Annotated in this window: 25 protein-coding genes; 7 read left to right on the forward strand and 18 right to left on the reverse strand. The window is 42.2% G+C overall.

What is annotated here, in order from left to right:
- Positions 1–109 precede the first annotated feature (109 nt).
- The 3 genes from ACZ9AO_RS11455 to rluF all read left to right on the forward strand — a co-directional run bounded on the left by ACZ9AO_RS11455 (position 110) and on the right by rluF (position 2,894).
- Entirely contained in the window at positions 110–1,042 is a 933-nt protein-coding gene (locus ACZ9AO_RS11455) for an aldo/keto reductase (protein ID WP_476109096.1), read from the forward strand.
- 129 nt (positions 1,043–1,171) lie between these two features.
- Positions 1,172–2,071, forward strand: a complete 900-nt coding sequence (locus tag ACZ9AO_RS11460; RefSeq protein ID WP_476109097.1) for a DMT family transporter — start codon at positions 1,172–1,174, stop codon at positions 2,069–2,071.
- A 115-nt stretch (positions 2,072–2,186) separates the two neighbouring features.
- Positions 2,187–2,894, forward strand: a complete 708-nt coding sequence (gene rluF, locus ACZ9AO_RS11465) for a 23S rRNA pseudouridine(2604) synthase RluF (protein WP_476109098.1) — start codon at positions 2,187–2,189, stop codon at positions 2,892–2,894.
- 485 nt (positions 2,895–3,379) lie between these two features.
- On the opposite strand, the gene ACZ9AO_RS11470 is transcribed toward rluF, so the two are convergent.
- The 14 genes from ACZ9AO_RS11470 to ACZ9AO_RS11535 all read right to left on the reverse strand — a co-directional run bounded on the left by ACZ9AO_RS11470 (position 3,380) and on the right by ACZ9AO_RS11535 (position 16,065).
- Positions 3,380–4,129 carry an ABC transporter permease gene (locus tag ACZ9AO_RS11470; protein ID WP_048685514.1) on the reverse strand — a complete coding sequence of 250 codons (750 nt, stop codon included), beginning with the start codon at positions 4,127–4,129 and terminating at the stop codon, positions 3,380–3,382.
- Entirely contained in the window at positions 4,130–4,891 is a 762-nt protein-coding gene (locus tag ACZ9AO_RS11475) for an ABC transporter ATP-binding protein (RefSeq protein WP_048685510.1), read from the reverse strand.
- 197 nt (positions 4,892–5,088) lie between these two features.
- Positions 5,089–5,442, reverse strand: a complete 354-nt coding sequence (locus tag ACZ9AO_RS11480; protein WP_034305937.1) for a DUF1048 domain-containing protein — start codon at positions 5,440–5,442, stop codon at positions 5,089–5,091.
- Positions 5,443–5,507: 65 nt separating this feature from the next.
- Positions 5,508–5,828 carry a PadR family transcriptional regulator gene (locus tag ACZ9AO_RS11485; protein WP_033796096.1) on the reverse strand — a complete coding sequence of 107 codons (321 nt, stop codon included), beginning with the start codon at positions 5,826–5,828 and terminating at the stop codon, positions 5,508–5,510.
- Positions 5,829–6,286: 458 nt separating this feature from the next.
- The gene (locus tag ACZ9AO_RS11490) at positions 6,287–7,255 is read right to left on the reverse strand and encodes a sugar phosphate isomerase/epimerase family protein (RefSeq protein WP_476109099.1); all 969 of its coding nucleotides are present in this window, start codon (positions 7,253–7,255) and stop codon (positions 6,287–6,289) included.
- A gap of 21 nt (positions 7,256–7,276) precedes the next feature.
- Positions 7,277–8,317 carry a Gfo/Idh/MocA family protein gene (locus tag ACZ9AO_RS11495; RefSeq protein WP_034305944.1) on the reverse strand — a complete coding sequence of 347 codons (1,041 nt, stop codon included), beginning with the start codon at positions 8,315–8,317 and terminating at the stop codon, positions 7,277–7,279.
- A gap of 17 nt (positions 8,318–8,334) precedes the next feature.
- Positions 8,335–9,357 carry a Gfo/Idh/MocA family protein gene (locus ACZ9AO_RS11500; protein ID WP_048686706.1) on the reverse strand — a complete coding sequence of 341 codons (1,023 nt, stop codon included), beginning with the start codon at positions 9,355–9,357 and terminating at the stop codon, positions 8,335–8,337.
- A 13-nt stretch (positions 9,358–9,370) separates the two neighbouring features.
- On the reverse strand, positions 9,371–10,099 hold the full coding sequence (locus tag ACZ9AO_RS11505; RefSeq protein WP_034305948.1) for a ThuA domain-containing protein: 729 nt from the start codon (positions 10,097–10,099) through the stop codon (positions 9,371–9,373).
- A 218-nt stretch (positions 10,100–10,317) separates the two neighbouring features.
- The gene (locus tag ACZ9AO_RS11510; RefSeq protein WP_251542461.1) at positions 10,318–11,352 is read right to left on the reverse strand and encodes a LacI family DNA-binding transcriptional regulator; all 1,035 of its coding nucleotides are present in this window, start codon (positions 11,350–11,352) and stop codon (positions 10,318–10,320) included.
- A gap of 57 nt (positions 11,353–11,409) precedes the next feature.
- On the reverse strand, positions 11,410–12,228 hold the full coding sequence (locus ACZ9AO_RS11515; RefSeq protein ID WP_034305951.1) for a carbohydrate ABC transporter permease: 819 nt from the start codon (positions 12,226–12,228) through the stop codon (positions 11,410–11,412).
- Complete coding sequence (locus ACZ9AO_RS11520) at positions 12,228–13,088, reverse strand: carbohydrate ABC transporter permease (RefSeq protein WP_034305954.1); 861 nt, start codon at positions 13,086–13,088, stop codon at positions 12,228–12,230. The genes ACZ9AO_RS11515 and ACZ9AO_RS11520 overlap by 1 nt, the downstream gene beginning before the upstream one ends.
- A 148-nt stretch (positions 13,089–13,236) precedes the next feature.
- Positions 13,237–14,526 (reverse strand): ABC transporter substrate-binding protein, encoded by a 1,290-nt coding sequence (locus ACZ9AO_RS11525; protein ID WP_251542459.1) that lies wholly within the window; start codon positions 14,524–14,526, stop codon positions 13,237–13,239.
- A gap of 359 nt (positions 14,527–14,885) precedes the next feature.
- Positions 14,886–15,071, reverse strand: a complete 186-nt coding sequence (locus ACZ9AO_RS11530) for a hypothetical protein (protein ID WP_034305959.1) — start codon at positions 15,069–15,071, stop codon at positions 14,886–14,888.
- A gap of 154 nt (positions 15,072–15,225) precedes the next feature.
- A complete protein-coding gene (locus tag ACZ9AO_RS11535; RefSeq protein WP_034305961.1) occupies positions 15,226–16,065 on the reverse strand; it encodes a YitT family protein in 840 nt (279 codons plus the stop codon).
- 427 nt (positions 16,066–16,492) lie between these two features.
- Between ACZ9AO_RS11535 and bioF the strand changes: the two genes are divergently transcribed.
- Genes bioF through bioC form a run of 3 tightly spaced genes read left to right on the forward strand, consistent with a single transcriptional unit; the run spans position 16,493 to position 19,249 of the window.
- Positions 16,493–17,692 carry an 8-amino-7-oxononanoate synthase gene (bioF, locus tag ACZ9AO_RS11540; protein ID WP_476109100.1) on the forward strand — a complete coding sequence of 400 codons (1,200 nt, stop codon included), beginning with the start codon at positions 16,493–16,495 and terminating at the stop codon, positions 17,690–17,692.
- A complete protein-coding gene (locus tag ACZ9AO_RS11545; protein ID WP_476109101.1) occupies positions 17,689–18,438 on the forward strand; it encodes an alpha/beta fold hydrolase in 750 nt (249 codons plus the stop codon). The genes bioF and ACZ9AO_RS11545 overlap by 4 nt, the downstream gene beginning before the upstream one ends.
- Positions 18,428–19,249 (forward strand): malonyl-ACP O-methyltransferase BioC, encoded by an 822-nt coding sequence (gene bioC, locus ACZ9AO_RS11550; RefSeq protein WP_251542452.1) that lies wholly within the window; start codon positions 18,428–18,430, stop codon positions 19,247–19,249. Before ACZ9AO_RS11545 ends, bioC begins: the two co-directional genes overlap by 11 nt.
- A gap of 176 nt (positions 19,250–19,425) precedes the next feature.
- Here the strand turns inward: bioC and ACZ9AO_RS11555 are convergent, their stop codons facing one another.
- The 4 genes from ACZ9AO_RS11555 to ACZ9AO_RS11570 all read right to left on the reverse strand — a co-directional run bounded on the left by ACZ9AO_RS11555 (position 19,426) and on the right by ACZ9AO_RS11570 (position 23,358).
- Positions 19,426–20,103, reverse strand: a complete 678-nt coding sequence (locus ACZ9AO_RS11555) for an ABC transporter ATP-binding protein (protein WP_476109102.1) — start codon at positions 20,101–20,103, stop codon at positions 19,426–19,428.
- The gene (locus ACZ9AO_RS11560; RefSeq protein ID WP_476109103.1) at positions 20,100–21,206 is read right to left on the reverse strand and encodes an ABC transporter permease; all 1,107 of its coding nucleotides are present in this window, start codon (positions 21,204–21,206) and stop codon (positions 20,100–20,102) included. Before ACZ9AO_RS11560 ends, ACZ9AO_RS11555 begins: the two co-directional genes overlap by 4 nt.
- A gap of 98 nt (positions 21,207–21,304) precedes the next feature.
- On the reverse strand, positions 21,305–22,684 hold the full coding sequence (locus ACZ9AO_RS11565) for a sensor histidine kinase (RefSeq protein ID WP_476109104.1): 1,380 nt from the start codon (positions 22,682–22,684) through the stop codon (positions 21,305–21,307).
- A complete protein-coding gene (locus ACZ9AO_RS11570; RefSeq protein WP_053533625.1) occupies positions 22,681–23,358 on the reverse strand; it encodes a response regulator transcription factor in 678 nt (225 codons plus the stop codon). Before ACZ9AO_RS11570 ends, ACZ9AO_RS11565 begins: the two co-directional genes overlap by 4 nt.
- A gap of 270 nt (positions 23,359–23,628) precedes the next feature.
- On the opposite strand from ACZ9AO_RS11570, the gene ACZ9AO_RS11575 reads away from it, so the two are divergent.
- Positions 23,629–24,564, forward strand: a complete 936-nt coding sequence (locus ACZ9AO_RS11575) for a bile acid:sodium symporter family protein (RefSeq protein ID WP_476109105.1) — start codon at positions 23,629–23,631, stop codon at positions 24,562–24,564.
- Positions 24,565–24,618 lie beyond the last annotated feature (54 nt).

Here is a 24,618-nt window from a genome sequence, read left to right on the forward strand (position 1 = left end):
AGGTGATTTTAGGGGTCATCTGCTTATTTTGTACACACCTCCATTGCTTTATTTTGGAAATCAGCAACGACTTTTTGTTATGATAGGGTCAAAGGAGATGATAAGTAATATGTCTAAGCAAACCCGTATTGGTAAAACAGATCTGTATGTAAACCCGATTGGCCTTGGCACGAATGCAATTGGCGGACATAACCTTTTCCCTAATCTAAGTGAGGATACAGGAAGGGATATTTTGAGAACGGCATTGGAAGAAGGAATCAACTTTTGGGATACAGCTTACATTTACGGTCCTGAACGTTCAGAAGAACTTATCGGTGAAATCCTTAAAGAGAGTCGCAAACGCGAAGACATAGTCCTTGCCACTAAAGGGGCACACAAATTTGTCGATGGCAGCATCGTTTTTGATAACTCTCCCGCTTTTCTGAAAAATGCCGTGGACTCGAGTCTAAAAAGGCTCCAAACAGACTACATCGACTTATTCTATATCCATTTCCCTGATGGTGATACCCCTAAAGATGAAGCAGTAGGTGCCTTAAAGGAATTGAAGGATGCAGGCAAGATAAAGTCAATCGGCGTCTCTAACTTTTCGTTCGAACAATTGAAGGAAGCGAATAAAGACGGCTATGTCGATGTCCTGCAATCCGAGTACAATCTATTCAAACGGGAGGCAGAACAAGACCTGCTGCCATATACAGCCGAAAATAATATTTCCTTCATTCCTTATTTCCCCCTTGCTTCCGGTTTGCTCGGCGGCAAATATAATCAGGAATCAACATTCGATGACGGCCGGGCAAAAAGTCCGCTTTTCCAAGGACAAGCCTTTGTAAGCAACCTACAAAAAGTGGAAGAAGTACGGGCGATTGCCAACAGGAAGCATACCGATGTCGCCGATGTCGTACTAGCTTGGTATTTAACTAGGCACTCGATAGATGTACTGATTCCCGGAGCGAAGAAACCAGAACAGGTCACACGCAACCTACAAGCCTTGGACGTCGATCTAACCATGGACGAAATCGCCGAAATCAGTGCCATTTTCGCTTAATATATATGTGCGAAAAGGCTGTTCAGCTAAAGTTGAACGGCCTTTTTATCCTGGCCCCCTATATTGCTTAGGTACCCCTATTTTGCTATATTTAGTGAATATTCCATAAATTGAGGAAGAGGCAGTCAGATGAAAAAATCTATTGTTATTTTATTTCTTATCTTGGCAAATTTGTTCTGGGCCGGTAATTATATTTTCGGAAAGTACGTTGTGACCGAACTTTCCCCGATCCAACTAACATTTACGCGATGGCTAATCGCCGTTTTCTTATTGTTTCCTTTAGCGCAATGGATTGAAAAGCCAGACTGGAAGAGTATATGGAAAGCCTGGAAATTGTTATTAGTCATGGGTGTGCTCGGGATCATCAGTTATAATTTTTTCCTTTATTGGGCTCTGACCTATACAACTTCCATGAATGCCGCTCTTGTCAATTCCATGAACCCTGCATTAATTGTTCTTTTTTCCGCTTTGCTGTTAAAGGAGAAAATTTCATCCCTCCATGCACTCGGACTTATCATATCTTTATTCGGCGTTTTATTGGTCTTGACAAAAGGACACCTTCTGGATATATTCCAGCTCACTTATAATAAAGGCGACCTATTGATGATCCTGGCGATTCTCGTTTGGACCTTCTATTCTATAATCGGTAAAAAACTGAAAAACATTCCGATCATCTCAGCCACTGCCGTTTCCGTATTTCTCGGTTTGATTCTCATTGCTCCATTTGCCATTGGCTCGGGAATGAACCTTGATTTAAGCAGTAAAGCCATCACCGGTCTCTTATATATCGGGATTTTTCCTTCTGTCGGCTCATTTATTTTCTGGAATATTTCCCTTCGTCATATCAATGCCGGCCAGGCTGGGATTTATCTAAATCTCATTGCAGTATTTACAGCCATTCTTAGCCTTATTTTGGGTCATGCGATTACGATCATCCAAACCCTCGGTGGCCTCCTTGTTTTCCTCGGGGTCTACCTGACAAGCAAAAAGAAAAAAGCAGATCCGTCAGCTGTCACGAAGAACATGTAAAGGGCATCCAGTGATACTCATCAACGAAGGCTTTCTTCTCTTTTCCCCTTGTCTATGCACCATGATTTACGTTATCCTTTAAAGAAGAAAATCTGAATGTAAAGGTGTGCTTTAGTTGAGGATCAATAAATTTATCAGTGAATCCGGAATTACCTCGCGACGAGGCGCAGACAAATGGATAGCCGAGGGCCGTGTGACGATTAATGGAACTGTAGCTGAGCTCGGCAGTCAAGCTGAACCCGGCGATGATGTCCGGGTGGACGGCAAGCCGATAAAAGTCGAACAGCAAAATGTCTATATTGCATTGAATAAACCGATAGGGATTACAAGTACGACCGAAAAACACATAAAAGGGAACATCGTTGATTTTGTAAATCATCCGCTTCGCATTTTTCATATCGGACGGCTGGACAAAGACTCAAGCGGTCTGATCCTTCTTACAAATGACGGAGATATCGTTAATGAAATCCTTCGTGCAGAAAACAAGCATGAAAAAGAATACATCGTAACCGTGGATAAGCCAATCACCGCTTCCTTCATCAAAGATATGTCATCCGGAGTGGAGATTTTGGATACGAAAACACTTCCTTGTAAAGTTGAGCAGTTGACCAAATACACATTTAACATCACTTTAATGCAAGGACTGAACAGGCAAATCCGCCGTATGTGCTCCGCACTAGGTTATGAAGTCCGTGATTTACATCGAATCCGGATCATGAACATCCATCTGGACGGACTGGCGATCGGACAATGGCGCGATCTGACCGAGGATGAATTGACGGAACTATTTAAGGAATTGGATTATTCCCCTAGGAAAAGATGATAATGAAGATGCCCCCAGAATTCCGGGGGCATCGCTTTTTTAATTTCAGGAGAATTTCCTGCAATCATTTTGTTTTTATTCGTAGTTTTACTGATTTACTCGTGAATTTCACGCTTTTACTCGTGAGTTTTACGCTTTTACTCGTGAATTTTGTACTTTTACTCGTGAATTCCGCACTTTTACTCGTGAGTTCCACGCATTTTATGATAATGAAAGGAATTGGTTTTGTTTCTGAATCTATTTCCTGTCAATTACATCTATGGACTTTTATTCTTTTCATTTCTCCTCTGCGAATGACCACTACCCTTTTGCTGTAAATTCTTCTAAAGCAAATCTCATGATGGGATAAGTGGCCGCCACCAATCATACCAATTTTAAGGTTTCCATGATTTCATCGATGGTTGCCCCGGCATTTAAGCAATCTTCCATGTGATGCATTCATTGCATCAGCTGACTATGATATGGCCAATCCGATAATGGTGTACTTACCCGAACTGGCGTTTAAATACTTTACTGGCGAAGAAGTAAGCGATGACCATGATGCCGACGCACCAGGCAAGCGCAATCCAGATATCGTTCCCAACAGACCCTTCATACAAAAGGGCACGAATCGCATTCACGATTGAAGTCACTGGCTGGTTCTCTGCGAACGCACGGACAATTTTAGGCATGGTTTCGGTGGGGACAAAGGCCGAACTGATAAACGGCAGGAAAATCAGCGGGTACGAGTAGGCTGTCGCCCCTTCCAAAGACCCCGCTGTCAATCCAGGAATGACCGCCAGCCATGTCAGCGCCAGCGTAAACAGCACGATTATCCCAGCTACCGCTAGCCAATCCAGGATATCAGCGCTGGAACGGAAGCCCATCAAGAGTGCGACGAGGATAACCACGACGACAGTAAGCAAATTGGATACAAGCGAGGTCAACACGTGAGCCCACAATACCGACGAGCGCTTGATGGGCATGGTAATGAAACGCGCCATCAGCCCGCTCTTTACATCCGTAAACAGCCGCACGGAAGTGTAAGCGACGCCGGATGCGATAGCCATCAGCAAGATTCCCGGCAATAAATAATTGACGTAGTTGTCCGTGCCTGCCTCTATGGCGCCGCCAAATACGTAGACAAACAGCAGCATCATCATAATCGGCGTAATCGCCACCGTGATAATTGTATCCGGGCTGCGCATGATGTTGCGCATTAAACGCCCTAGTAATACCCCTGTTTTGTTATTCATTTACAACTCCTCCTTTTTGCCGATGATTGCGAGGAAAATTTCCTCCAATGTCGGCTGCTTCTCGATGTACTCTACCTTTGCTGGCGGGAACATCTCCTTGAGTTCAGTAAGGGTCCCGGTCGAGATGATCTTTCCGCCATGCAGGATGGCGATACGGTCCGCCAGTTGTTCGGCTTCCTCCAAGTACTGGGTCGTCAGCAGAATTGTCGTGCCGCCGCCAGCTAGCTCCTTGACCGTATCCCAGACTTCAATCCGCGCTTCGGGGTCAAGCCCTGTCGTCGGTTCGTCGAGAAAAATGACTGCTGGCGTCCCGATCAGGCTCATTGCGATGTCAAGCCGGCGCTTCATCCCGCCGGAATATTTATCCGCCCGGCGGTTGGCCGCATCGGTCAGGCTGAATCTCGCAAGCAGATTGTCGGCGACTTGAGCGGGATTGGAAACTCCCCGCAACTTGGCGATCATCAGCAGGTTTTCCCGCCCGGTGAGCATGCCGTCTAAAGCTGCAAACTGCCCTGTCAGGCTGATGCTCTGGCGAACATGATCCGGTTCACGTTGAACGTCAAAGCCGCAAATACCTACTTCGCCGCCATCGGACTTCATCAGAGTCGAGAGGATGTTGACCGTCGTCGTCTTGCCCGCTCCATTTGAGCCCAGCAGTGCGAAAATTTCGCCACGCCGCACCTCAAAATCCACCCCCTTTAAGACTTCATTGTCTTTAAATGACTTTTTTAACCCTTTTACAGAAATCACTGCATTGCTCATACTTTTTCCTCCTTTTATTAGCGCAGTAATGCCGCTTGTAAGATTCGTATTTATCCTTCCGAGCGCCTAGCGGAACTAAATTGCCTATAGTTCTCTATTTAGTCTGACTGATAATCTGTATAACTTACTACCGAGTTAAAATATAACTGAATAGCGAAGGTGGCATTTCACATTTGTAACCAGCTATTCAGTCGGAATTATTTATTGAATTTATTTTTTCCCAAACGCTTCATGATACTGTCATTCAAATCCTCACGATACTTGGCGAAATAGGTTCTAGCATTTGCCACTAGTTCGTCGGCAAAGGACGCCACATCGTCCCCAGTGATTTCCAGCACTTGCCTGCCTTCCGCAGCACCAGCTTCGAACAACTCGATTAATTCATACTGCATGTGCAGCATATCCATCCCGTTGCCCGCTGAGAAATTCCACATATAGTTTTGAATTTTCTTAAATACAAATTGGTAGTCCTCTGGCAGAGCTTCAACCCGTGCCATCATCATTTTATACTCTTTTTTATCACCAATCATTTTTTTGAATAATTCCATCATGTTATTTTTCCTCCTTTTTTATAAACAAGACACTCCAAAAATAGCGGACGGAATATCTTATGAAGCTAGATTGACTTTAAGACATTGATTTTTGATGATACAAAATCCCATTTTTCCCAAAACAATTCAAGTTCCTGGCGTCCAGCCTCATTAAGTGAGTAAAACTTGCGGGGCGGCCCCATATCTGATGGTTTCTTCTCTATGTTCACCAGTTTTTTCTTTTCTAATCGCACGAGGATGGTGTAGACCGTCCCTTCCACGACTTCAGTAAACCCAAGCTCGTTCAGGCGGCGGGTAATCTCGTAGCCATAGGTTTCATGGCGGCTGATGATTTCCAGCACGCAGCCTTCCAGCGAACCCTTCAGCATTTCAGTTAAATTTTCCATGTTCAGCCTCCTCTATTTGTGACTTATATTATAACGTAGTTCCGAGGGGAATTTTTATACTGAATAGCTTTTGGGAAATCACGCTATTTAGTATTACTTATTACAACTAAAATGTAACACTTAGTAGCGGAGGTGTCAACTTTTTTTCTTAAAAATATTTCTGCAACTTCACTACTCGGTGATATCGGTATCTTGCGTTACTTACTACAAGGTATGTTGTAACACGCAGTAGGGTGACTGTCAAATTGATTTTTTTTAAAAACCAGCTCTTTCCATTAGATACATCCGACGTAAATTATGCTGTTTTACTCGTGAATTATGCTGTTTTACTCGTGAGTTTCACGCTTTTACTTGTGAGTTCCGCACTTTTACTCGTGAATTCCACTTATCCACTTTTGCACGAGTAAGGGCGAAAATAAAAAGCAACCTGCATTAGGCTGCTCGTTATCGGCTCTAAATTATACCCACCATAAATCAGTTGGACTTTCGTTGATGAGTACAGTTTTCAGATTGGTTACGGCCCGTTGGAATCCTTCTTCAACTGACATCAGCGGATCTTCGTGTTCGATGCTGACGACGTAATCGTAACCGTATGTGCGAAGGGCGCTCATGATGTCGGACCACTCTTGCAGGCTGTGGCCGCATCCTACAGAGCGGAAGTTCCAGGCACGGTTCTGGATATTGCCATAAGGCTGCATGTCGGTCAATCCATACATATTGATGTTATCCTGATCCAGGTATGTGTCTTTTGCGTGGAAGTGGTAGATTGCTCCCGCTTTCCCTAGGATTTTGATGGCTCCTACTGGTTCGATGCCCTGCCACCAAAGATGGCTTGGATCAAGGTTGGCGCCTATCACATCAGATGTAGCTTCCCGCAGTTTTAACAAGGTGTAGGGTGTGTGGACGAGAAAGCCCCCATGCAGTTCAAGGCCGATTTTTATATTGTGTTCATCGGCAATGGCGGCCACTTTCCTCCAATATGGGATCAATTTTTCTTCCCATTGCCATTTCAGCACATCTGTATACTCATTCGGCCATGGGGCGACGGGCCAGTTTGGATATTTAGCTCCTTCGTGATCACCCGCTGTACCAGAAAAGGTATTGACGACCGGGACGTTCAGTAAGGATGCAAGCTTGATTGTTTTGATCAGTGTTTCATCACTTTCTTTAGCGAAGGCTTCATCAGGAGAGATTGGATTGCCATGGCAGCTGAATGCACTGATCGTTAACCCTCTTGTTTGAACGGCTTCGAGGTATTTTTGGCGTTTTTCTTCACTTTCGAGCAGTTCATCGAGTGGACAATGGATATTCCCTGGATACCCGCCTGTACCGATTTCAACTGTTTTTAATCCGGAATCCGCGACATAATCAAGCATATCCTCGAATGATTTTTGAGCAAATAGCACTGTAAAGATCCCTAATTTCACATGCCCCACCTCACCTTTTCATTAATTTATGCTCATGACCTTCCCACTTGCCGAGCTTTGATAAATCGCTTCGATTATTTTCGAAACTTTCATGGCTTCCGATGGTTTTACCAAGGGTTCTGCCAACCCCAGACAGCTGTTAATAAAGTTCTCTGCCTGTTGCAGGTCTGGTGTATCCTCCCCTGGCATCCATACTGCCTCACTGTTTAAAAGCATGCCGTGCTTAGCCTGATTCAAGACCAGCGGGAACACATCAAGTCCGCCCTGCGTTCCGGATAAACTCAAAACAGTTGCTTCTTCACGGATATTCGCTGCCCAAGATGTTTCGAATAATAGAGATGCTCCGTTGGCAAATTTGATATATGCCGTGGCATGGTCATCCACTTCAAATACCGAGGCATCGAAATTGCCCCATAAATTGACCTGATCGACACCCTTACTGACATAATTATATGTCGAACCTACGATTTCAATCGGTTCTGGGTCATCCATCAGCCATAATGCCAAATCGAGCAAATGGCAGCCGTAATCGATCACGCTTCCCCCGCCTTGCAATTCCTTGCTTGTAAAAACTCCCCAGCCAGGGACTTTGCGCCGCCTGATTGCCTGTACCCGCGCTACATACGGTTCACCGATTTCACCGGCCTGAATCATTTTCTTTGCAGCCTGGGCTTCCTTCATGAAGCGGTAATGATAGGCAGTCGATAACACTTTACCGGATATGTTTGCAGCCTCGGTTATCGCTAAACATTCCTCGGTTGTAATGGCCATCGGCTTTTCGCATAACACATGTACACCCGCTTGCAGGGCAGCAATGGAAATCTCCGCGTGAAACTTGTTTGGCGTTGCGATTGTAACAGCATCCACTTCAGCAAACATTTCTTCATAATTGGTGAATACCTTTTCGATATGAAATTCCCGCGCCACTTCCCGCGCCTTCATTTCATCTATATCCTGAATGGCGTATAAAACCACTTTATCTTGAAATTTTTGAAAAGCTGGGATATGCCTTTTTTGGGCAATTCCTCCAGCACCGATAATACCCATTTTTAATTTGTACATGATGACTTTTAACCCCTTTATAAGCGGATGATTTTTCGGGATGCATTTGATTCCATCGCGCCAAGAATGACTTTTAATGACTTTAATCCTTCAACTCCTGAGACAAGAGGCTCCTCATTGTCCACCACACATTTTACAAAGTGGCTGATCACTTCGGAATCATGCTGTCCTTCTGAGTCATTAGTCTGGATGCTTCCTAATTGGATGGTTTCTGTCTTTCCATTATCATGATGGATGATCAGTGAGTATTTCGGATCGTCTTCAAGGCGCAATACCGCTTTTTCCGCATAAATGACCGTAGCATTGTCTTCTTTTGCATAAGACCAGCTGGCGGTAAGAGTTCCGATGATACCGTTCTCCGTCCGGAGGATACAGGCCGCACTGTCATCAACGTCTGTGTTTTTCTTGGCAGTCGTTTCCACAAAGGCTCCCACTTCAACAAATTCTTCTCCAAGGATATACCGTAATAAATCAGCTTTATGAACGCCTAAATCGCCCATTGCACCAATGACCGCCTGATCCTTTTTAAAAAACCAGCTTTCCAGTCCGTCCACGCTCCAGGTTTCCGGCCCGGAATGTCCAAAAGCCGTCCGGAAGCTATAGACCTTCCCTACCTCCCCGCTCTCAATAAGCTGTTTCGCTTTTTGATGAGAGGGAACAAATCGCTGATTATGACCAATCATTAGTATTTTGCCGCTTTTCGCTGCTGCTTCATTCATTTTTTCAGCGTCTGCTAAAGAAGTAGCCATTGGTTTCTCACATAGGACATGCTTACCCGCTTCCAAGGCCGCAACCGTGATGCGTGCATGCAGGTAATTCGGTGTACATACACTGATCGCTTCAATCTCCTCATTCTTCAAAAGTTCTATATAATCAGTATATGCTTGCGCTCCATACCTTTGTGCTGCTGCATTCGCCCGGTCCGGCACAATATCACAAACGGCAATGATCTCCGTTTCCTGATGTGATTCATACTCCGGAAAATGCCTGTTTTTTGCGATACTCCCGCATCCAATGACTCCTACCTTCACTATGCCCATTTTGTTCTCTCCTTCACTTCAGCTCTTTGGATGAGATGGATTCCAACGGTTCGGCTTTACCATAGTTCGTTGCGATTCCAAATTCCGGCTTGACCCAATCAACGGCATTTTTAATCACACGTTGAATCTCCGGATTATGGTAGGTAGGATATGTTTCATGTCCTGGACGGAAATAGAAAATCCTCCCTTTACCCCGCTGATACGTGCAACCGCTTCTGAATATCTCCCCGCCTTCAAACCAACTGACGAATATTAATTGATCTGGTGCAGGAATATCAAAATGTTCCCCGTACATCTCTTCCTTTTCAAGCTCAATATATTCTCCGATTCCATCAACGATAGGGTGACTCGGATCGACTACCCAAAGCCGTTCCCTTTCATCCGCCACCCGCCATTTCAAATCACAAGTCGTTCCCATCAATCGTTTGAAGATCTTTGAAAAATGACCAGAATGGAGGACGATGAGACCCATTCCCTCGAGTACTCGCTTGTGAACCCTTGCAATGATTTCATCTTGAACTTCATCATGTGCAACATGACCCCACCAAAGCAGTACATCGGTTCGTTCCAGTACTTCCTCGGTTAATCCGTGCTCTTCTTCATCGAGAGTAGCGGTCCTCACCTCGACCTGTTCACTTTGTAAAAAGCCGGCAATTGCACCATGGATGCCATCCGGATATACTTTTGCTACTTCAGGCTTTGTTTTCTCGTGGCGAAACTCATTCCATACAAGGACTCTCATGAACAACCTCCTCCATTCAAGAATCACAACTTGTTTTGATGTTTAACTATTACCTCTTTATTCAAAACGCAAACGTTTGCGTTAGGGATGATCAAAATATAAGAACATACTTATCGACCTTAGAAAGTATGAATTTTCAAAAATAATAGTGATAATCTATATTGTAAATTTATGTTAGCAAAAATCAAGCTTTAATTGGTAAAACATTTCTACAATTTTCATTTAATTTCCTTTTCAGCAACAAAATGCGACTCCCGCTTTATGATTTTGGTAGGAATGCTGATGCTCTTTTCCATCATTTCCGGATTTGCAATAAGATCGAACACGCATTTTGCGGCTTCATACCCTAACTGATACGTATGGATATCAACCGTTGTCAGCGGGGTACTTAAAAATTCTATGAATTCTGAGTGGTTAAAACAGACGACGCTTATTTGCTGCGGCACTTTCAAGTTCTTTTCGGCTAACACTCCAAGTAAGAGCACACCCAATAAAAGATCCATAACCAAAAAAGCGGTTGGTGCCTCCTTCAATTCCAGCAATTCTTCAATCGCCTTTATTCCATCCGTTCGATTTAAAGGAATCAATTTGATATATTCCTGTCGCACATCCACTCCGGCCTGTTCCATCGCTTGTTGAAAGCCTGTCAAGCGGTCCTGAATCACTTCAAACTCGGGGCTGCCTCCTAAAAAGGCGATTCGCTCATGCCCAAGATTGATTACAAACTCCGATACTTCCCTGGCCGCTTGAACATTATCGTTATCAATGAATGTGATACCGCTCATGTTCGTACTTGGCTTCCCGATCAAAACGAACGGGAAGCCCTGCTTCAATAAATACGGCACCACTTTATCGTCCTTTTTAGAGTACAAAACAATCATGCCATCCACTCTTCTGCCCTGGACCATTTTCACGACATCCTCAAAGATGGCATCCTCCGTCTCGCCGGTAGTCAGAGAAAGACTGTACCCTTCTTTATTACAGAAATCCCCGATGCCCCGGATCACTTCGGGAAAAAAGGGATTATAAAGTGATTCCCTTGCCGAACTTTTCATGACGATCCCAATGGCCTTAGTTGACTTCGTGACTAAGTTCCGGGCATTTTCATTCATATGATAGCCCATTTCCTTTAATACCTTGCGTACCTTGCGCTTGGTCTTTTCACTGATTGTCGGGCTGTTATGGATTACACGCGATACCGTTGATGGAGCGACATTTGCTTTTTTGGCAACGTCTTTTATAGTAACAGACAAATTCATCAACACTCCCCGTTCACCGCACATGGTTTAATATTCCCTATATTTAAATAGTTATTTAACGGCTCCATCTGCAATTCCTTTAATAATTTGCCTCTGAGCAAAAAAGTACGCAATGATGACTGGAATTATGGATAAAGTAAGTCCAGCCAAGGCGAGATGCCATTGCTTCGTATATTGTCCGAAGAAGAAGAATAATTTAAGTGGAATGGTCTCCGATCCCGCGCCGCCAATAACAAGGGATGGCAGCAAATAGTCGTTCCATATCCAAATGACATTCAAGATCCCAACTGTAATGGACATCGGCTTTAATAGTGGAAATATGATATACCAAAATACTTGAAATCGGTTTGCACCATCAATCTTTGCTGCCTCATCTAGTGAGAGGGGAATCCCTTTTAAGGTACCATGATATAGGAATATGGATAGACTGCAGCCAAAACCTAAATACATGAAAATCAGTCCAGCCTTGTTCAGCATCCCAAGCTGTCCGAATTGGGCAACGAGCGGTATCATCACAGACTGAAACGGGATCAGCATGGCTGCTACAAACACAAAGAAAAGCAGGGAACTTATTTTACTTTTGTTTCGGGAAAGAGCGTATGCTGCCATCGCAGAAAAGATGATGATGATGACTACACTGACGCCCGATATCAATAAAGAATTGAATAAAGTCCGGAGGAAATCCAATTGCTCGAAAGCTTGAGTGAAGTTTTCCAATGTCCAGGTTTCAGGCAGTCCCAATGTATCGGCAAATATATCCCGTTTCATTTTAAAAGCATTGACAAGCATTAAATAAAACGGAGTGAGCCATAATATGGCCAAAATGAATCCGATGAATCCAATCAGCCACAATTTCCATTTTCCCTTCATTACAGCTCAACCTCCCGTTTTTTATTGAAATAGACTTGTGTCAGCGAAACGACCGCCACGATAACGAAAAAGATAACGGCTTTTGCCTGTGCATATGCCATATCGTTTTCGGTGAAGGCGGATTTTACAATGTTCATCGCAACCATTTCAGTTGAATTATAGGGAGCTCCATTCGTCAAAGAAAGGTTTTGATCATAGATCTTGAACGAGTGGGAAAGCGTCAAAAACAAACTGACGGTAAAAGCAGGTGCCACTAGCGGAAAAGTTATATGTCGAAAACGCTGGAAGCTGTTCGCTCCGTCAATTTTTGCCGCTTCGATCAAGTCTTCAGGAACAGCCTGCAGATAGGCAATATAAATGATCATGATATATCCGGCCATCTGCCAAGACGTTAAAATGATCAATCCCCAAAATCCTGTATCAGTCGTTGATAACCACCCATTAAATGCTTCGATCCCCGTTAAATCACCAATCGCACCGAAAACCTTAATAAAAATGAACTGCCAAATAAAGCCGAGTATCAAGCCGCCAATTAAATTGGGCATAAAGAAAACTGTCCGCAATATGTTGCTTGATTTAATTTTCGAAGTCACGATGAGGGCCAAACTTAATCCGATGATATTGATTACCACAATTGCCGCTACGGAAAATTTAATCGTGAACCAAAATGTATCAAGGAACCCTTTATCCGTAAACAAGTCTATATAATTTTTAAAACCGATGAAATCCGGTGTCCCTAAACCGTTCCAATTCGTAAAGGAATAATAAAATCCGTAGATGAGTGGCACGATCACAACCAAAATGAGTGCAGCAAGAACAGGTGTCAAAAACAGCCAATATGCGGCATCCCGATTTCTCAACGAAACCGACCTCCTTGAAATGATTTAATAGTTAATGGGTTAGATCATGACTGGGTTATTTGATGAATCTCTTAGCGGCTTTTCTATAATAAGGAACAACCAATCGACACGTTTTTCTTGCCGATTGGTCACTTGCATTTCCCAACTCTTATTTGCTATGAATCTTCTCCCAATTTTCAATGTTCTGTTGGACAAGTTCCTCCCAAGTCAATTTACCAGTTACGTATTTTTGGACACTTGCACCAAGATCATCATTCCACCCGACCGGATATCCATTAAACACCCACCCAATCGTATTTCCTTCTTGAGAGTATTTATAAATTTCTTTTGAAATTGGATCGGCAATTTTTTCTACATCATATCCTTCATAAGCAGGAATGAATTTAAAATCTTCCAAAACGGCTTTTTTCCCTGCTTCGGATGTATACATCCAGTCGAGGAACTTCTTCGCTGCTTCCTGTACCTTTTCATCCGATTTCTTGTTCACTGCCCAATAGTTCGGTACACCGACCGGCATGCCTGCATTGTCTCCATTTGGAATCGGGATGATGCCAATTCCCTTTTCAGCTAACTCAGGATCCATATCATAGACTGTGTTATACACCCAGTTACCTTGCTGAATGATCGCAACCTTTTCAAGCGAGAACAGCTCCTCCACTTGTTGGGAGTAATCAAGACTTGCTGTCGGTTGGACGGAATACTCATTTTGGATATCGACCAATTGTTTAAACTTGTCACCATCCGTGAATTTAACCGTCGATGCCTTACTTGCTTCCAACACATTCCCATCAAACTCCGGTGATAAGAATACATTGGATAAATGGTTTCCTGTCACCCACTTCTCTTTGACCGGATAAGCGAAAACTGCATCGATTTTCAATTTGTCTTTTTGTGAATCGATTTTCTTAACTGCCGCCTCTAAGGCTTCATAACTTGTAATTTCATCAGGATTGATTCCGGCTTCTTTAAATATCCGTTTGTTATAAATCAAGCCGTATCCTTCCTGGTTAAATGGAAGTCCAAGGACTTGCCCGTCCTCTTCCACGCCATCCAAAGTACCGTCAAGTGCTGCAGCAGCAGCCTTCGTGTCCTTTAAATCTGTTAATCTATCTTTATATTGTGCGACATCTACCGGTCCGCCAATGTTAAACACCGCTGGCTCCTCACCTGAAGCGAACTTTGCCGTAATGGCTGATTTATAATCATTTCCGCCGCCGACTGTCGATACCTTGATCTTCACATTTGGATTTTCTTTTTCATATTGTTTTGCCAATGTCTCGAATTGCGACTTGAATTCTACCTTGAATTGAAATATATCCAGCGTCACGACATCCTTTGAGTCGCTGTTTCCGCCAGTTGAAGAAGAGCATCCAGCCAAAATCACACTAAAAATCAATAAAACAGTAAGAATTCCCCCGTACCATTTTTTACGCTTCATGCCTACCCACTCTCCCTTTTTCTCATAATATTCATGCAATTTTAAGAAAACGTTTGCATAAAATTAGTAAAATAAAAGCCATTCATTCTATAAAATTCATAGTCTATCGTACTTCTTTTACATCACCTCCTCACAAAAACATTGCAAACGTTTACATTTATGCGCTTTATATTACCACCAAATTCCATACTTTACAATAAAATTGTAGTATATTGTAAAAAAAGGATGTTAAGAACTCTCTTAATCTAATTATATGATTCAGAAACCTTTGATTATTCCTTTATCCGATTATTTATTGTACGGGCATTTTCATTCCCGGCATTATACGAAAAAAGGGAAACCCGTCGGTCCCCCTCTTTTCACTTCAATATCATCTTCACATTGGAAGGACCGTATTCATCCTTCAATTCATAATATTTATCGCTTGCTTGTCCAAATTCCTTAAACACACCGCTAATGATCAATTCATTCGTTTCCTTATCAACGACACTGTACTTGATATTGCTTTTCCCAAACTTTCTGTCATCCACTTTTAAAAGGATCATCTTGGACACCTCCACATTTAATGGCTGCACTCCTCAGGGTGTGTGGTTTCTTACTTACATAATATAACAAATTATTCAGAATTTATAGTTTTTTCGCCATACAAAATAAAAAAGCCAAATTAGGCCTTTTCATTTCGCTTATACATTATTACCATCAGGACTTCGAGATATCCAGGAAACCTTCACCGAATACGTCCCGAACATCATGTATGGCTATAAAAGCATTGCTATCCGTTGACTGCACTATTCTCTTTAACTTTAGTACCTCTTGCTTACTTATAACGATATATAAAATATCCTTGGATTCTTTTGTATAGTATCCATGACCACTAAAAACAGTGACCCCCCGGTCCATCAATTCGGTTACTTGTTTTGCAATCTGGTCCGCTTCTTTTGAAATGATGGTGATCGCTTTTTTCGGATTCAATCCCTCAATGATGAATTCCATCGTTTTTGTTCCAATATAAAGCATTAGTATAGTGAGCATCAGACCTTCTGCGCCAATGATGAAATAAGATGAGAACGCAACGATTAAATCGAAAAACAGAAGTCCGTAGCTTAAGCTCCATCCCAAATACTTATTCGTAATTCGGGCAAGGATCGTCGTACCGGCAGTAGTTCCTCCAACACGAATGATCATGCCAATACCTGCACCTGCAAAAACCCCGCCAAATATCGCATTGATGACCAATTCATCTGAAGATATCGTCCAACTTTCGGTTAAATGAAGGAAAAGTGAATTAAAGGCAACGGCTACGATTGTATATACCGTTGTCATTTTCGACAAAAATTTATAACCGACAATGAGCAGGACAGCGTTAATGATCAAACTTAACAGCCCTGGTGACCATTCAAAAAGATAAAACAGAATGATGGTTATCCCCGTGACTCCTCCCTCACCAAGCTCATTGGGAATGACGAAAAGATTTATTGCCAAAGCGAAAATAAAAGCTCCTATTAATATAAAGAAAACATCCAAAGAAATCTTTTTCATATTTATACCCTTCCTTTATGTAATGGTTAATGTGAATTCTGTTAAATTTCACTGCTCTATAGTAACATGGAATTCCATTTAATCCTTCAAAGATTTCAAGGTTTAACAAAAAGACTACCTTGGAAGTTAGATTATCTTCAATGAACGAGCTTAATACATAAAGGCACCAATTTCATTAAGCTCTTTTATACATTAGCTTAACAAAACCGCCTCCCGATTCCCCTTAAACTTATTTTTTATCGGGTTAGATACATATCTAAATAATCTACCAGCCTTTTCCGCCCCCTTGAATTCTCCCAGATTAATGGATCATTACTTTATTCTCATGCTCCTTTTCATAGCTTGACAGTTTCATTGAGTCATGATTAGAATATTTTATATGTTAACCTATATTAATTTTAGTTAACATATAAAAAGGAGAATGTCCATGCACAGTGAAAAACGTTTACCTTGTTGGGAAGAAAAAATAAAAAAAGAACTGGCTCATTTAGAAGAGATTTCGCAAAAGCGTGAACTCGTATCAACCGAATGTGCCGAGCAGCCTTGGCTTACGATCAACGGGTGCAGGATGCTTAATCTAGCTTCTAATAACTATTTAGGATATGCAGGAGATGAGCGGCTGAAAAAGGCTATGGTTGATGCCGTATATACATATGGTGCAGGAGCAACGGCTTCACGTTTAATTGTTGGCAATCATCCTCTTTACGAGCAGGCGGAACAAGCTCTTATCAATTGGAAGAAGGCCGAAGCAGGACTCATCATCAACAGTGGATATAACGCGAACCTTGGAATAATCTCCACCCTTCTGTCCCGTAACGATATTATTTATAGCGATAAATTGAATCATGCAAGCATTGTCGATGGAGCTCTTTTAAGCAGAGCAAAGCATATACGCTATCGTCATAATGATTTAGATCATTTAGAAGCATTTTTGAAAAAATCACCGATTGAAGCACGTAAATTAATCGTGACGGATACGGTCTTCAGCATGGATGGTGACTTCGCTTATCTTGAAGACCTAGTTCTGTTAAAGGAACGTTATAACGCAATGTTAATGACAGATGAAGCACATGGAAGCGGCATTTACGGTAAAAACGGTGAAGGCTATGCCGGTCATCTCCATCTTCAAAATAAAATAGATATCCAAATGGGAACATTCAGTAAAGCGCTTGGTTCATTCGGGGCCTATGTTGTCGGGAAAGAATGGCTCATCGACTATTTAAAAAATCGCATGCGCGGATTCATCTATTCAACTGCACTTCCCCCTGCCATACTTGGTGCTATAAAAACAGCGATTGAACTTGTACAGCAAGAACCGGAACGCCGCTCACTGCTCCAAACACATTCAGAATACTTTAGAGAAGAACTCACAAATTACGGGTTTAACATTTGCGGAAGCCGATCACAAATTGTTCCTATCGTTATCGGGGAAAACGAAAAAGCGATGGAATTTGCTGCACGTTTGCAAAAAGAAGGAATTGCTGCTATTGCTGTCAGGCCGCCGACCGTTCCTGAAAATGAAGCGAGAATCCGGTTTACCGTAACAGCTCTCCACGATAAAAAAGATCTTGATTGGGCAGTTCAAAAAGTTTCGATCATTAGAAAAGAAATGGGTGTTGTTGAATGAAGCAGCCTAATTTAGTCGTGCTTCCTGGCTGGGGAATGGAAAAAGAGGCGTTTCAACCGTTAATCAAACCGCTGTCAGAACTATTTCACCTTTCATTTATAGATTGGAGAGATATGAAGGCACTAAATGACTTTGAAGAACGGGTCATAAACACAATCGCTTCCCTCGATGGTCCTGTTTATTTATTGGGCTGGTCATTAGGATCACTAGTATCACTTGAACTTTCAAGTGCTTTTCGAGAAAGAATAAAAGGTTTTATCCTTTTTGGCGCAACAAGTCGGTTCACTACAGGAGAAAATTATTCATTTGGCTGGTATCCGCGAATGGTCGAGCGCATGAAGAAACAACTGCCGCGCAATAAAGAGAAGACTTTGACTTCCTTCTATGAAGCGATGTTTTCCGATGCTGAAAAAGAAGCAGGTTTTTATCATCAATTCACCAAGACCATTCAAAGCGAGTTTCATGGAGATGATGTGTTTTCGCTTCTGATTGGTTTGGATTATTTACTTCAGAAAGATGCTCGAGCAAGACTCGACCGGATTGAAGCCCCCTTTTTAATGCTTCATGGGAGGGAAGACAAAATTTGTCCATTTGAAGCTTCATTTTTCATTAAAGAGAATTTGGGTGGGAAAGCCGAGGTTCGTATTATCGAAGGTGCTGGTCATATTCCATTTTTCACAAAACCAGAGGAATGTATGGAGCATATAAAAACATTTATTCAAAAGGAGTACGTTCATGATAGATAAACGATTGTTAAGCAAGCGATTCAGTGAACACGCGCAAACATATGATGCGTATGCCAATGTTCAAAAAAACATGGCAAAGCAATTAGTGGATTTGCTTCCTCAAAAAAACACCAATCATAAAATCAATATTCTTGAAATCGGCTGCGGCACCGGTTACTTAACCAGGTTACTCGTCAAAACATTCCCTAATGCCGCCATTACGGCTGTTGATTTGGCACCCGGTATGGTTGAAGTGGCAAAAGGATTGACAAAGGAAGACCGTGTTACATTTTTATGTACGGACATCGAAGAAATGGCGCTAAATGAAAATTACGACTTGATTATTTCCAATGCAACGTTTCAATGGCTGAATGATATTCCTGCAACCCTTGAAAAACTTTTCACACGATTAACGGCGGAAGGAAGCCTGATATTTTCAACGTTCGGAATAGATACCTTTCAAGAGCTTCATAGATCATATGAACAAGCGAAAGAAAAGCTTCAACTTTCCATGGATAGTTCACCAGGCCAAACGTTTTACACTCTGGAAGAATTATCCCAAGTTTGCGAAGCAGCAATCCCCTATTCAGCAGCAGCTCCAATCGAGATTACAAAAATAGAACAGCTTGAACTGGAGTACTTTCAGACAGTACGTGAATTTTTCACTTCAATCAAAAAGATTGGCGCTGCTAACAGCAACAAAGAAAACTACTGCCAGCGCCCTTCCTTTTTTCGAGAGTTAATCAACATATACGACACAGAATACCGAAATGATTCAGGTGTGAAAGCAACCTATCATTGCTTGTTCTTTAAAATAAAAAAACATGATTAATCAGCAGATAACCATCTGGGATACAAGCAAAATATTATACATAATCGCAAATCGTTTATATAAAGTAACGACTAGTATTCCACCGCTTACTGTCGGTTAACCATCCCCTTCATGCAATTCAGTCCGCCGCCACTCCTAATTCCTTTGGAGAGGCGGCGGACTTTTTACGTATAACTTCATCCAAATACCTTGCCATCCGTAATATTGACCACTCGATCACATAAATCCAACATTCTTTCATCATGGGTGACCATGATGGCCGCTTTATTTCTTGATTTCACCTCATGTGCAAGCATTTCAACAACATCCCTGCCTCTTTTGGAATCAAGACTTGCGGTTGGTTCATCCGCTAAAATGATTTCTGGATCATTCATCAGCGAACGGGCGATGGCTACACGCTGCCGTTCACCGCCCGACAGTGCTTCTGGCAGGTGACCTGACCGATGGCCAAGTCCAAGCTGGCTAAGCAATTCGTCCGCTTTTTTCACAGTTGTTTTATCTCGCTTGCCGATCAATTCAGAAAGCAGCAGAAGCTGATCTCGTACGGAGAGATATGGCACAAGATTCGACGATTGGAATACAAACCCGATCTTTTCAAGGCGCACCCGAGTCAATTCTTTTGGGGAGAGTGTTGTTATATCCTCACCATTCAGCAGTAAGCGACCTTTGCTCGGGGATAGTAACGCACCTGCTATTGAAAGGAAAGTACTTTTTCCTGAGCCCGAAGGACCCACAATCGCGACGAATTCCCCCGCTCTTACATTCAGGGAAATATCATCAAGGGCTATTACCTTATTATCGCCTTCCCCATAAACCTTACTGACGTTTTCAAATAATAGTTTATCCCCCATCATGATACCCTCCCTATTGCTTCGATCGCATCTATCTTCGCTACTCGGTATAGTGATAGCAGCGAACCCAATACGGATACAGCCAAAAGTAACACGGAATATTTAATGATTAAATCGGCACTCAATTCAAATGGCATTCCTTCTGGCATGATTAAAGTGACGCCGTATGTCAGGGCAACACTGATGGCTATGCATGTCACGGTAAGCAGCATTACTTGACCAACGATGCTTTTTGCCAGGTAGCCCGTATTGGCCCCGAGTGCTTTAAGGACTCCAAATTGATTCGTCTTCTGCAAGGTAATCACATAAAAGAATACAGCCAAAACGAAAGCTGCGATGACAAACAAGAAGGCAATCATCATCGTCAACGTCCCCTGTTCCTCTTTGTAGCCTGGTATACTCTGAAGTGATTCTTCTTTCGAAATGAGCATTAATCCTTCAGGCAATGATTCACGTACATACACTTCTTCCTTCGAATCCATTTGCACGGCTATTGCGCTGATTGAGTCTTTTCCGTGATTTCTCAATCCAGGATTAATCTCCTGCCACCCCTTAACATTCATGTAAACTGCCGGTGTATGGCTGTAAGACTGCTTTTCAGTAAAACCAACAATGGTGAAAACATTACCAGATAGGTCATCTTTGAGTGAATCACCCAATTTATAACCGACTTCTTTTAAAGAACGATCTGCAACGACTTCACCTTGTTTCTTATTGTCATAGCTCGTTCCTTCTATGACCTTCGGTGCTAGTATCCCATTGGCATCGGTCGCAAAAATCGTGACATCCGTTTTCTCCGAAGAGCCGATTTTATTCAATGTGATCATCATTTGCCCAAGTCCTTCGGCTGCTTTAACATCCGATATAGCCCGGATTTCATCCAGCTTTTCCATCGATATGATCGATCGATTCAATTTATTTTTAGAGTCCTGCTCCATAACGAAATAGTCAGCCTTCATGTTTTGTATGGATGAGGCATTATCTGAAGAAAGTCCATTAGCTAATCCTGAAATGATAAAGACAAGCAAAGCGACCAATATCATGATCAGTCCAATCAGCAGATAACGTAATTTGGAATGCTTTAGTTCACGTATTGCCAAAAACATCATTTCATCTCCCATTACTTTTGTTTACCGATCAAGTCCTGTTTGATCGGTATGACCCGATTGTAAACAATCAATATGAATGGAAGATGAACAACTGATTACATAAGGGGCAGCCGTATATAAAAGGTGGTCCCTTTACCAAGTTCGCTTTGAACTTCGATCGTTCCCCCATGAAGTTCAACAGTCTTCTTCGTAATCGAGAGTCCTAATCCGCTTCCGGTTTCACTCCTGTTCCTCACTTTGTCGACTTTATAAAAGCGATCAAGGATATAAGGAAGGTCTTCTTCTGGAATTCCGATGCCCGTATCCGCGATCATCACTTCAACAGTACTGCCTATACTTTTAATCCGAATATTGATTGAACTGCCGCTTTCCGAGTATTTAATGCTATTGGTTATCAAATTCGTCCAAACTTGATTTAAAAGTTTCTCATCTGCAGAAATGACGGTGGACGGCAAATCCATTTCGATCACTATATCCTTTTCCCGCCAATTCCATTCCAGCATGAACAACACCTGCCGGATTTGCTGCGCTAAATCAAACTTTGACCGCTGCAGCGGATCATCCACTTTATCCAACGAAGCAAGCATGAGCAGCTGTTTGCTTAACGACGACATGCGCCTGCTTTCTTTTTCAATGATGGATAAGTACTGATTTCTTTGTTCCTTTGTTAATTCCTCCGATTGAAGGGTTTGGGAAAAACCTTGGATGGATGCAAGCGGAGATTGAATTTCATGAGATACATTCGATACGAACTCCTGCCTCATATCATCCAACCGCTGTATGCTTTGAGTCATTTTCGAGAAATGCTGTGCCAAGTCCCCTATTTCATCGCTTCGGGAGACATTCAATTCACTACTATAATCCCCATCGGCGATTCTTTTTGTAGCCTCCGTTAATTTCGTAATCGGCTTAACGATGAAACGCGTATTAATGATCACAAATAAAAAACTGAGAAGGAGCGTCAGTACGAGCAAAACTGCAAGGAAAAAGCGAAATTCGCCAAACTGCAGCTCTATATTGGGCCTTACAAACAATGCATGCTTTTCGCCATTCACGGTCATCGGGACCCCAATGCTATTAATTAATACATCTTCAAAAAACCCCGTAATAAATAACCCATTATTATAATTGGCGATACCTTGATAGGTATTCCCATTCAAAACTTCGGAAATCGTGTCGCGGTCCAAATTCGTTTCCCGAAACGGCTCACCATATAAAGTTCCTTCACCCTGCTCATTAAATAGATACATTTGATAGTGCAATCCTGCAATATGATTTAAATACGCATCAATATCCTGATCAGGATTCTCCTCATATAAAGAGACGATCTCATTTGCGACTTTGCTTATCTTCTCACCATTGTTGTGTTTTTGAACCTTATGATAATAGACATTGGAAATTAAAAAAGCGATGACACTGGCAAGCACCATGATCAAAATGGTTTGAATAACTATCCTGAAATAAAGTGTTTTCACTTCTTGTTGACCTCCAGTTTATAACCTAAGCCACGGACAGTCGTTATGACAAAGTCATCTGTCCGGCCGGCAAAACGTTCCCTCAACCGTTTGATATGGACATCAACCGTTCGATCATCCCCTGCAAAATCAGCACCCCAAACCAGTTCAATAAGCTGCTCACGCGTAAAGACCTGATCAGGAAAACTCCCCAGCTGGGCCAGCAACTCAAATTCCTTAAGGGGCAGGAGCAGCGTATTCCCCTTTATTCGCACTTCGTAACTTTTACGGTCAATCACCGTTTGATTCAATGAGATGGATTCAGAATTCACCATACGGTATCTTCGCAATAGCGCTTTTATCCGAAATAGAAGCTCCCTTGGCTCAAACGGCTTCACGAGGTAATCATCCGTACCCGCAAAGTACCCCTTTTCCTTATCTATAAGTTGATCTTTAGCTGTCAATAAAATGACGGGCAGATCATATTGATCCCGGATTTCCTTACAAAGATCCAGTCCGTTTTTATACGGCATCATTATATCGACAACAGCCAGATGGATCCGTTCCTTCTCCAGTAACAAGGAAGCTTCATTACCGTCCTTCGCTTCCGATACCATGTATCCTTCCTTTTCCAAGTGAAATTTAAGCAACTCCCGAATATGCCGATCATCATCCGCAATTAATATATGTATCAAAGAAACCACATCTCCACTTCTTTTATAGCCCTGGCTAAACATACAATAGCAATAATTAAACGTGTAAAACAACAAATACTAATTCAATTTCCGGTTCCTTATAAACTAGTTTGCCACTAATATACAGCACCCTCTTATTTTTTTTAAAAAATAAAGTCAAAAGCGGACAGAATCTAAAAACCCTGTCCGCTTTTTTCCTATAGTGAATCGTCATATTCACACTAGTTCAGCTCTATAATTGTTTTATTTTAAAACATCTAGGAGTTCACTATGGGAGTAGTAGAGAAAATCAGCGGATTTGCTGGTAAAACGTTTACCTTATGGGTCATTTTATTTGCAGTTATTGCGTATATCTTACCTAATCAGTTTATATGGATTGGAGACTATATTGTTCCATTACTAGGAATTGTCATGTTTGGCATGGGACTTACATTATCAGCAGCGGATTTTAAAGAAGTATTCCGACGGCCAAAAGAGGTCGCACTAGGGGTAGCAGGTCATTTTATCATTATGCCCTTATTGGCATTCGGATTAGCAATAGGGTTCGATTTGCCCAAAGAAGTCGCTGTTGGTGTTATTTTGGTAGGATGTTGCCCTAGTGGAACGGCTTCAAATGTCATGGTGTTTCTTGCGAGAGGAAATGTTGCGCTTGCAGTTGCCATTGCTTCTGTTTCCACTATTCTAGCGCCTATCGTAACGCCCCTTCTTATTCTGCTCTTGGCAAGTAAATGGGTCAACATCAGTATTGGGTCATTATTCATTTCGATCATTCAAGTGGTGATTATCCCACTGATACTAGGATTTCTTGTTAAAAAGTTTTTCGGCAAACAGGCAGAGGCCGGTGCAAAGGCTTTACCTCTAGTATCTGTCATTTCCATCGTTCTGATCGTATCTGCCGTAGTAGCTGGCAGCCAAGATCAGCTGGCTAAAACAGGTTTGCTGATTTTTGCAGTAGTCGTTCTTCATAATGTTCTTGGTTTTTTACTCGGCTTCTTCTTTGCTCGTTTATGCGGGATGGATTTAGCTAAACAGAAAGCTGTTGCAATGGAGGTCGGTATGCAGAACTCTGGTTTAGGTGTAGCCATAGCAACAGCCCACTTCTCGCCTTTGGCCGCTGTTCCAAGTGCCATTTTCAGTGTTTGGCATAACATATCAGGTTCCGTTCTGGCCTATATCTTCAGTCTCATGAAAGATAAAAAAATGTAGGCACCGATAAAAAAAATTCGATAAAAACAGACGCATCATAATATGTTGGAGATG

The sequence above is a fragment of the Peribacillus sp. TE19612 genome (genome assembly GCF_056279465.1).

Coding starts and splice junctions, on each gene's coding strand:
- ACZ9AO_RS11455 (WP_476109096.1), top strand. CDS start 110: ATGTCTAAGCAAACCCGTATTGGTAAAACAGATCTGTATGTAAACCCG.
- ACZ9AO_RS11460 (WP_476109097.1), top strand. CDS start 1,172: ATGAAAAAATCTATTGTTATTTTATTTCTTATCTTGGCAAATTTGTTC.
- ACZ9AO_RS11470 (WP_048685514.1), bottom strand. CDS start 4,129: ATGAATAACAAAACAGGGGTATTACTAGGGCGTTTAATGCGCAACATC.
- ACZ9AO_RS11475 (WP_048685510.1), bottom strand. CDS start 4,891: ATGAGCAATGCAGTGATTTCTGTAAAAGGGTTAAAAAAGTCATTTAAA.
- ACZ9AO_RS11480 (WP_034305937.1), bottom strand. CDS start 5,442: ATGATGGAATTATTCAAAAAAATGATTGGTGATAAAAAAGAGTATAAA.
- ACZ9AO_RS11485 (WP_033796096.1), bottom strand. CDS start 5,828: ATGGAAAATTTAACTGAAATGCTGAAGGGTTCGCTGGAAGGCTGCGTG.
- ACZ9AO_RS11495 (WP_034305944.1), bottom strand. CDS start 8,317: ATGTACAAATTAAAAATGGGTATTATCGGTGCTGGAGGAATTGCCCAA.
- ACZ9AO_RS11500 (WP_048686706.1), bottom strand. CDS start 9,357: ATGGGCATAGTGAAGGTAGGAGTCATTGGATGCGGGAGTATCGCAAAA.
- ACZ9AO_RS11505 (WP_034305948.1), bottom strand. CDS start 10,099: ATGAGAGTCCTTGTATGGAATGAGTTTCGCCACGAGAAAACAAAGCCT.
- ACZ9AO_RS11515 (WP_034305951.1), bottom strand. CDS start 12,228: ATGAAGGGAAAATGGAAATTGTGGCTGATTGGATTCATCGGATTCATT.
- ACZ9AO_RS11525 (WP_251542459.1), bottom strand. CDS start 14,526: ATGAAGCGTAAAAAATGGTACGGGGGAATTCTTACTGTTTTATTGATT.
- ACZ9AO_RS11530 (WP_034305959.1), bottom strand. CDS start 15,071: ATGATCCTTTTAAAAGTGGATGACAGAAAGTTTGGGAAAAGCAATATC.
- ACZ9AO_RS11535 (WP_034305961.1), bottom strand. CDS start 16,065: ATGAAAAAGATTTCTTTGGATGTTTTCTTTATATTAATAGGAGCTTTT.
- bioF (WP_476109100.1), top strand. CDS start 16,493: ATGCACAGTGAAAAACGTTTACCTTGTTGGGAAGAAAAAATAAAAAAA.
- ACZ9AO_RS11545 (WP_476109101.1), top strand. CDS start 17,689: ATGAAGCAGCCTAATTTAGTCGTGCTTCCTGGCTGGGGAATGGAAAAA.
- bioC (WP_251542452.1), top strand. CDS start 18,428: ATGATAGATAAACGATTGTTAAGCAAGCGATTCAGTGAACACGCGCAA.
- ACZ9AO_RS11555 (WP_476109102.1), bottom strand. CDS start 20,103: ATGATGGGGGATAAACTATTATTTGAAAACGTCAGTAAGGTTTATGGG.
- ACZ9AO_RS11560 (WP_476109103.1), bottom strand. CDS start 21,206: ATGTTTTTGGCAATACGTGAACTAAAGCATTCCAAATTACGTTATCTG.
- ACZ9AO_RS11575 (WP_476109105.1), top strand. CDS start 23,629: ATGGGAGTAGTAGAGAAAATCAGCGGATTTGCTGGTAAAACGTTTACC.